Origin of the sequence: Corallococcus aberystwythensis (genome assembly GCF_003612165.1) — a bacterium.
GTDB lineage: Bacteria > Myxococcota > Myxococcia > Myxococcales > Myxococcaceae > Corallococcus > Corallococcus aberystwythensis.
Map to the genome: position 1 here is coordinate 1 of NZ_RAWK01000424.1, position 5599 is coordinate 5599.

Here is a 5599-nt window from a genome sequence, read left to right on the forward strand (position 1 = left end):
TACCTGGGCTGGGTGAAGGGCTTCTTCGCGCTGGTGGGCACGGCGACGGCGTGGGCCACGTGGCGGCTGTCCCGCGCGGCCGGGGCCTCCACCCTGGCGGCCTCCGGCGGGGCGGCCCTGTTCGCGCTGGCGTCGGTGCCCCTGTACTTCGCCCCCCGGGCCATGAGCGAGAACGCCTCCGTGCTGCCGGTGGCGCTGGGGCTGGCCCTGGCCCTGCCGCGCGCCGCGTCCCGGCGCGCCCTGGTGGCGGGGGCGTCCCTGCTGGGGCTGGCGGTGCTCCTGCGGCTGCAGAACGGCGTCTTCTGCGTGGGCCTGCTGGCGGTGCTCCTGGCGCGGCGCCAGTGGCGCGGGGCGGGCGTGGCGCTGGCGGTGCTGTCCGGGTGGGCGCTGGCCTTCGGACTGCTGGACCGGCTCACCTGGGGCCGGTGGTTCCACTCGGCCATCGTGTACCTGGACTTCAACGTGGTGCAGGGCAAGGCGGCCCAGTGGGGCACGGAGCCCTTCGGCTACTACCCGCGCATCCTGCGCACGGCGATGCCGGTGCTGACCGTCTTCACGGCCGCGCTGGCGGTGCTGGCGATTCCGCGGGCGTGGGGGCTGGCCTTCCTGGCGGCGGCGTTCTTCCTCTTGCACGCATACCAGCCACACAAGGAGCTGCGCTTCCTGGTGCCGGTGCTGCCCCTGTTCGCGGCGCTCGCGGGCGTGGGGCTGGACTCCGTGCTGCGCGTGCTGCGCGGCGCTCCGGCGCGGGCCACCGCCACGGTGGCGGTGGTGGCGGGGGCGCTGGTGTCCGGCGCGGGCGCGGGGGCGCTCACCTTCGGGGAGGTGGGCCAGTACGAACACGTGCGCCCCAAGGACAGCGCCTGGGATGACCAGGGCGCGGTCAACCGGCTGCTGGAGGCGGCGGGCCGGCGCGACGACGTGTGCGGCCTCAAGGTGGAAGCGGTGCACCTGGCGTGGACGGGGGGCTACAGCTACTTCCACCGGAAGGTGCCGCTGTACCCCCACAACGGCCCCGGCCGGGGCTCCAGCCAGTTCAACCACGTCATCACCCGGGCGGGCTACGAGGGCGCGGGCACGACGGTGGCCCAGGAGGGCCCGCTGGTGCTGGTGAAGCTGCCCCTGGCGGGCTGCACGCCGGACCCCGGCTATTCGTGGCGACTGCCCTGAGCGGGACACTTCGGGCCCAAAAGACCCTTCCGGCCCCACCGGTGCGTTGGTAAGCCAGGGCCATGCCCGAATCCGACTGCCTCTTCTGCAAGATTCGCGATGGCCTCATCCCGGCGAAGGTCGTCTACCAGGACGAGCACTGCCTGGCCTTCGAGGACATCAACCCCCAGGCCCCCACGCACGTGCTGTTCATCCCGCGCAAGCACATCGCCACGGTGAACGACATCACGGCGGATGACCGGGAGCTGGTGGGCAGCCTCTACATCGGCGCGGCGAAGATGGCGCGCGAGCGGGGCTTCGCGGACACGGGCTACCGCGTGGTGATGAACACCCAGCGCGACGCGGGCCAGACGGTGTTCCACATCCACCTGCACCTGCTCGCGGGCCGTCCCCTGCACTGGCCGCCGGGCTAGCCCGTCCGCCCCGGGTGCGATGCCCGCGCTCCGGGGCCCGGTGCTAGCGTTCCCGGGCGCGGCCTGCCCTTCCTCCCGGGCAGGTCCGCCCGTCATGTTCAGTGCCCAGTCGTCGCCCCAGTCCCGCCGCGCCTACTCCCTCCTCGCCGTGTTGCTGGCCTCCGTGGCCGGCGCGGTCAACGCCATGGGGTTCGTGGCGCTGGGCGCGCATGCGTCCCACATGTCCGGCAACATGGCCTCGCTGGGCGAGTCCCTGGCCCAGGGCCGCTGGGACACGGCGCGGCTGCCCGCGCAGTTGATGGGGCTGTTCGTCGCCGGGGCCTTCTGCGCGACGGGGCTCCTGGATGCCTCGCGGCACCGCGCGCGGGGCCGGCACGTGGCCGCGCTGCTGGTGGAGGTGCTCGTGCTGGGGGGCGTGGGCATCGGCCTTGCGTCCATGCCGGACACGCGCGCGCCGGAGCTGCTCTGGGGCTTCGCCTTCGCCATGGGGCTGCAGAACGCGCTCGTCACGCGGGTGTCCGGGGCGGTGGTGCGCACCACGCACGTGACGGGGATGCTCACGGACATCGGCATCCAGCTGGTGCAGATGCTGGCGTGGGTGCGCGACGGCCTCCGCGGAAGGTCCGCGCCGGGGCTGTGGCACCGCGTGCGGAGCCTGCCCTCCGCCGTGCAGTTCGAGCGCACGCGGCTGCACCTGGGCCTGGTGCTGGCGTTCCTCGCGGGCTCCACGGTGGGCCCGTTCCTGTTCCTGCGCCACGGGGCCGTGACGCTGGTGCTGCCGTGCGCGGTGCTGGGCGTGCTGGCCGCGCTGGACGTGCGGCTGACCGTCAAGCCCGCGCCGTCCACCGCGCCGGACCGTTGATCAGGGCGCGGAGGGCCGGGCCACCACGGGCGCGTCCATGACGTTCGGGTCCGCGGCGGCGCGGCCCTGGGCCCTGGGGCGCAGGGCCTGGAGCACGCTGCTGCGCTCGTCCGTCCAGACGTATTCCGGCTCGCCGCGCAGCACCAGCCGGCGCACGCGCGCGCGGCTCTTGCTGAAGGGGGAGCCCGCGAAGAACTCCGTGTCCGGGCTCAGCAGCATCCACGCGCTGGACACCGTGTCGCCCTCGCTGTCCAACGCGACGAGCGCCGCGGACAGGCCAGAGGCCCGCGCGTGCGCCAGGCTGATGGGCACCAGGTCCAGGTGCTGGTTGCTGATGTGCATCACCAGCACGCCGTGCGGCGCCAGGTGCTGGAGGTAGAGCGCCACCGCCTCCTTCGTCAGCAGGTGCACCGGGATGGCATCCGAGCTGAAGACGTCCAGCGCCAGCACGTCGAACTGGCGCGAGCCGTGCTCCAGCTCCTTCTCCAGCGAGATGCGCGCGTCGCCCTCCACGACTTCCACGTGCGCGGGCGTGTCCGTCAGCGTGCTGAAGAAGCCGCCCTCCCCCCGGGCCAGGCCGATGATGACGGGGTTGATTTCGTAGAAACGCACGTCGTCACCCGCCGCCATGAGCGTGGCGCTGTTGCCCACGCCCAGCCCGAGCATGCCCACGCGCAAGGAGGTGGGCAGCCCCAGCGCCCCACGACGCTGGCGCTGCCCGGCGAGCGCGAGCCCCAGGCCGGTGTCCGGCGTGTAGTACGCCGTGGGGAGGTTCCGGCGCTCCGGGTGGATGAACTGCCAGCCGTGGGTGATGGCGCCGTGGCGCAGGGCGTACTGGTGTTGCCGGGGGTCGTTCGGTGACAGCTCCAGCACGCGCACCACGCCGAAGAAGTTGCGCGCGGCGAAGCGCACGCGCTCCAGGTCCGTGGCCACGAGCACCGGCAGGTGCACCGCCACGCCCACCAGCATCGCCCCGCGCAAGAGGCGCTGCGTGCGCACCATCGCCGTCTCCTCCTCGGGCCCGTGCAGCATCCCCGCGAAGGCCACCCCGCAGCACGCGGCCAGCGCCAGCGGGTGCTCCCAGTAGGTGCTGAAGAGGGCGGGCGCCACCAGGTTGACGAACACGCCGCCCACTACGCCGCCCACGGACACCCAGAGGTAGAAGGCGCTCAGGTAGCGCGGGGCCGGGCGGCGCCGGTACAGCTCGCCGTGGCACACCATGGCCCCCGTGAAGAGCGCGGACGCGTGGAAGAGCACCTGCCACCCCAGGCCCAGCGCGGGCCCCTCCTTGTGCGCGTACGTCACCAGCACCACGGAGGCGATGAGCGCCACGGAGTACGGCATGCGCGCGTAGAAGGACTCGCGCGAGAAGGCCAGGATGAAGGTGACGAGGTACACCGCCAGCGGCATCACCCACAGGAAGGGGCCCGCCGCCACGTCCTGGGAGAGCTTGTTCGTCGTGGCCAGCAGCAGCACCGACGCGCACGTGCTCAACGCCAGCCACGTCAGCGTGCGCCCCACGCCCGGGCGCGGTGACGCCGTGGCGGCTTCGCCCGAGGCTTCCACAGCCGCTTCCACAGCCGCTTCCACGGGGGCTTCGGGGGCATTCGCCGCTGGCGCGCGGCGCAGCAGGTCCCGGGCGCAGGCCAGGACACAGAGGACGAAGAGGACGAAGCCCGCGGCCCAGCCCCACGCCTGCGCACTCCGGCCCACCCACGGCTCCACGAGGAACGGATAGCCCAGCAGCGCCAGCAGCGAGCCCGCGTTGGAGAGCGCGTAGAGCACGTACGGAGAGCGCTCCGGCCGCGCGCGGGCGAACCACGACTGGAGCAGCGGGCCGGTGGTGCTGAGCACGAAGAAGGGCAGGCCCAGCGTGGCGGCCAGCATCCGCATCAGCCGGAGCACGGGCAGGTGCTCATCCACCGGGCGCCAGCCGTCCCCCGGCGCCAGCGGCGAGCCCGTCCACGAGGCCCGCGCCGCGAGCGCTCCCAGCGCCACCACCAGCAGCCCCAGGTGCAGGACGGCCTGCGTGCGCGGGCGCAGCCGGGACGCCACCGCGTGAGCGTAGGCGTAGCCCGCGAGCAGCACCGCCTGGAAGAACAGCATGCACGCGGTCCACACCGCGGGCGTGCCGCCGTACCACGGGAGGGCGTAGCGGCCCGCCAGCGGCTGGACGCCGAAGAGCAGGAAGGCGCTGGTGAAGATGGCGAGGGCGTAGCGCACCATGCGACCTCGGAGGCAGGCAGACGCACCGTGCGGGAGCCCCGCGCTCGCGGTGCTTCCCGCCGGAGTGGCAGTCTTGCACGGCGTGGAGCCCGGCGGCCAACCAGGCAGGCATCCGCCGGGGTGGGTGGCCTCGGGGAACAGCGGCCCTAACTTCCCGGACGGTTCGGCGCGGACTTCCTCGCGCCCAAGGGGGACACCATGAACGGCTTCAAGCGCGTGTTGGGGTTGGGTCTGCTGGTGGGCGGCGCCATGGGGGGCTGGGGCTGCAACAGCGAGCAGTCCTCGGCGGGCCCCCAGGGGTTCCAGGACCCCGTGCAGCTCCAGCACCGCTCCCAGCCAAAGCCCGCCGGTGAGGCGGCTGGCAGCAACCTGGGCCATCCGTCCAACGAAGAGGGCGGCGGCAGGCCGTACAACAGTGACAGCCGGAGTTCGTTGGGCGGCGGAACCTCGGCCCCGAACCAGATGGAGGGTGAGTCCTCGCCGAGCTCCGGCCGGCAGACCGGCGGCAGCGCGGAGCTGGGCACGGGGCTCGCGGACAGCTACCAGGGTGCGGCGCCCTCGGAGGGCACCGGTGGCTCCGGGCGCGACGCGGGCACCGGGGCGATGGACGCGGGCACCGGGAAGCTGGACGCGGGCATGCGTTAGGCCCGCGCCTCCGGGAGCCGCTACTCCTGCTGACGCTGCACGATCCGGAGCTTCTCGTGCAGGTCCTTCACCTGCTTGAGGGTCGGCGTCTCACTGCCGCCCTGGATGAAGTCATCCGCCAGCTTGTTGAAGAGGGTGCACTGCATCTGCATGGCTTCGCAGCCGTGGTTGTTCTTGAGCGTCCGGAAGAGCGTCCGCGTCTGCGCCCATTCCGTTTCCAGCTCGGAGGGGGCGCCAGACTCCTTCGCGGGGGAGCGGGTCGTGGCAGCGCGCTTGCCGGGGC

6 protein-coding genes are annotated in these 5599 nt (G+C 73.2%); 4 read left to right on the forward strand and 2 right to left on the reverse strand.

Going from position 1 to position 5599, the window contains the following annotated elements; genetic code table 11:
* The 3 genes from D7W81_RS39475 to D7W81_RS39485 form a co-directional block, all read left to right on the forward strand.
* Positions 1-1170, forward strand: a 1170-nt coding sequence (locus D7W81_RS39475; protein WP_120560486.1) for a glycosyltransferase family protein, incomplete at its 5' end; no start/stop codon positions are given.
* A 62-nt stretch (positions 1171-1232) separates the two neighbouring features.
* Complete coding sequence (locus D7W81_RS39480) at positions 1233-1583, forward strand: histidine triad nucleotide-binding protein (RefSeq protein WP_120560487.1); 351 nt, start codon at positions 1233-1235, stop codon at positions 1581-1583.
* 94 nt (positions 1584-1677) lie between these two features.
* Positions 1678-2445: a YoaK family protein gene (locus tag D7W81_RS39485; RefSeq protein ID WP_120560488.1), complete on the forward strand. Its 768-nt coding sequence runs from the start codon at positions 1678-1680 to the stop codon at positions 2443-2445.
* On the opposite strand, the gene D7W81_RS39490 is transcribed toward D7W81_RS39485, so the two are convergent.
* Positions 2446-4671 (reverse strand): polyamine aminopropyltransferase, encoded by a 2226-nt coding sequence (locus tag D7W81_RS39490; protein ID WP_120560489.1) that lies wholly within the window; start codon positions 4669-4671, stop codon positions 2446-2448.
* Positions 4672-4869: 198 nt separating this feature from the next.
* On the opposite strand from D7W81_RS39490, the gene D7W81_RS39495 reads away from it, so the two are divergent.
* Positions 4870-5316 carry a hypothetical protein gene (locus D7W81_RS39495; protein ID WP_120560490.1) on the forward strand — a complete coding sequence of 149 codons (447 nt, stop codon included), beginning with the start codon at positions 4870-4872 and terminating at the stop codon, positions 5314-5316.
* Positions 5317-5336: 20 nt separating this feature from the next.
* Here D7W81_RS39495 and D7W81_RS42635 read toward each other — a convergent pair.
* A partial coding sequence (locus tag D7W81_RS42635) for a hypothetical protein (RefSeq protein ID WP_158621780.1) occupies positions 5337-5599 on the reverse strand: 263 nt, incomplete at its 5' end.

What these genes read in the sequence shown, in the direction of transcription:
- D7W81_RS39480 (WP_120560487.1), top strand. Translation starts at nt 1,233, where the DNA reads ATGCCCGAATCCGACTGCCTCTTCTGCAAGATTCGCGATGGCCTCATC.
- D7W81_RS39485 (WP_120560488.1), top strand. Translation starts at nt 1,678, where the DNA reads ATGTTCAGTGCCCAGTCGTCGCCCCAGTCCCGCCGCGCCTACTCCCTC.
- D7W81_RS39490 (WP_120560489.1), bottom strand. Translation starts at nt 4,671, where the DNA reads ATGGTGCGCTACGCCCTCGCCATCTTCACCAGCGCCTTCCTGCTCTTC.
- D7W81_RS39495 (WP_120560490.1), top strand. Translation starts at nt 4,870, where the DNA reads ATGAACGGCTTCAAGCGCGTGTTGGGGTTGGGTCTGCTGGTGGGCGGC.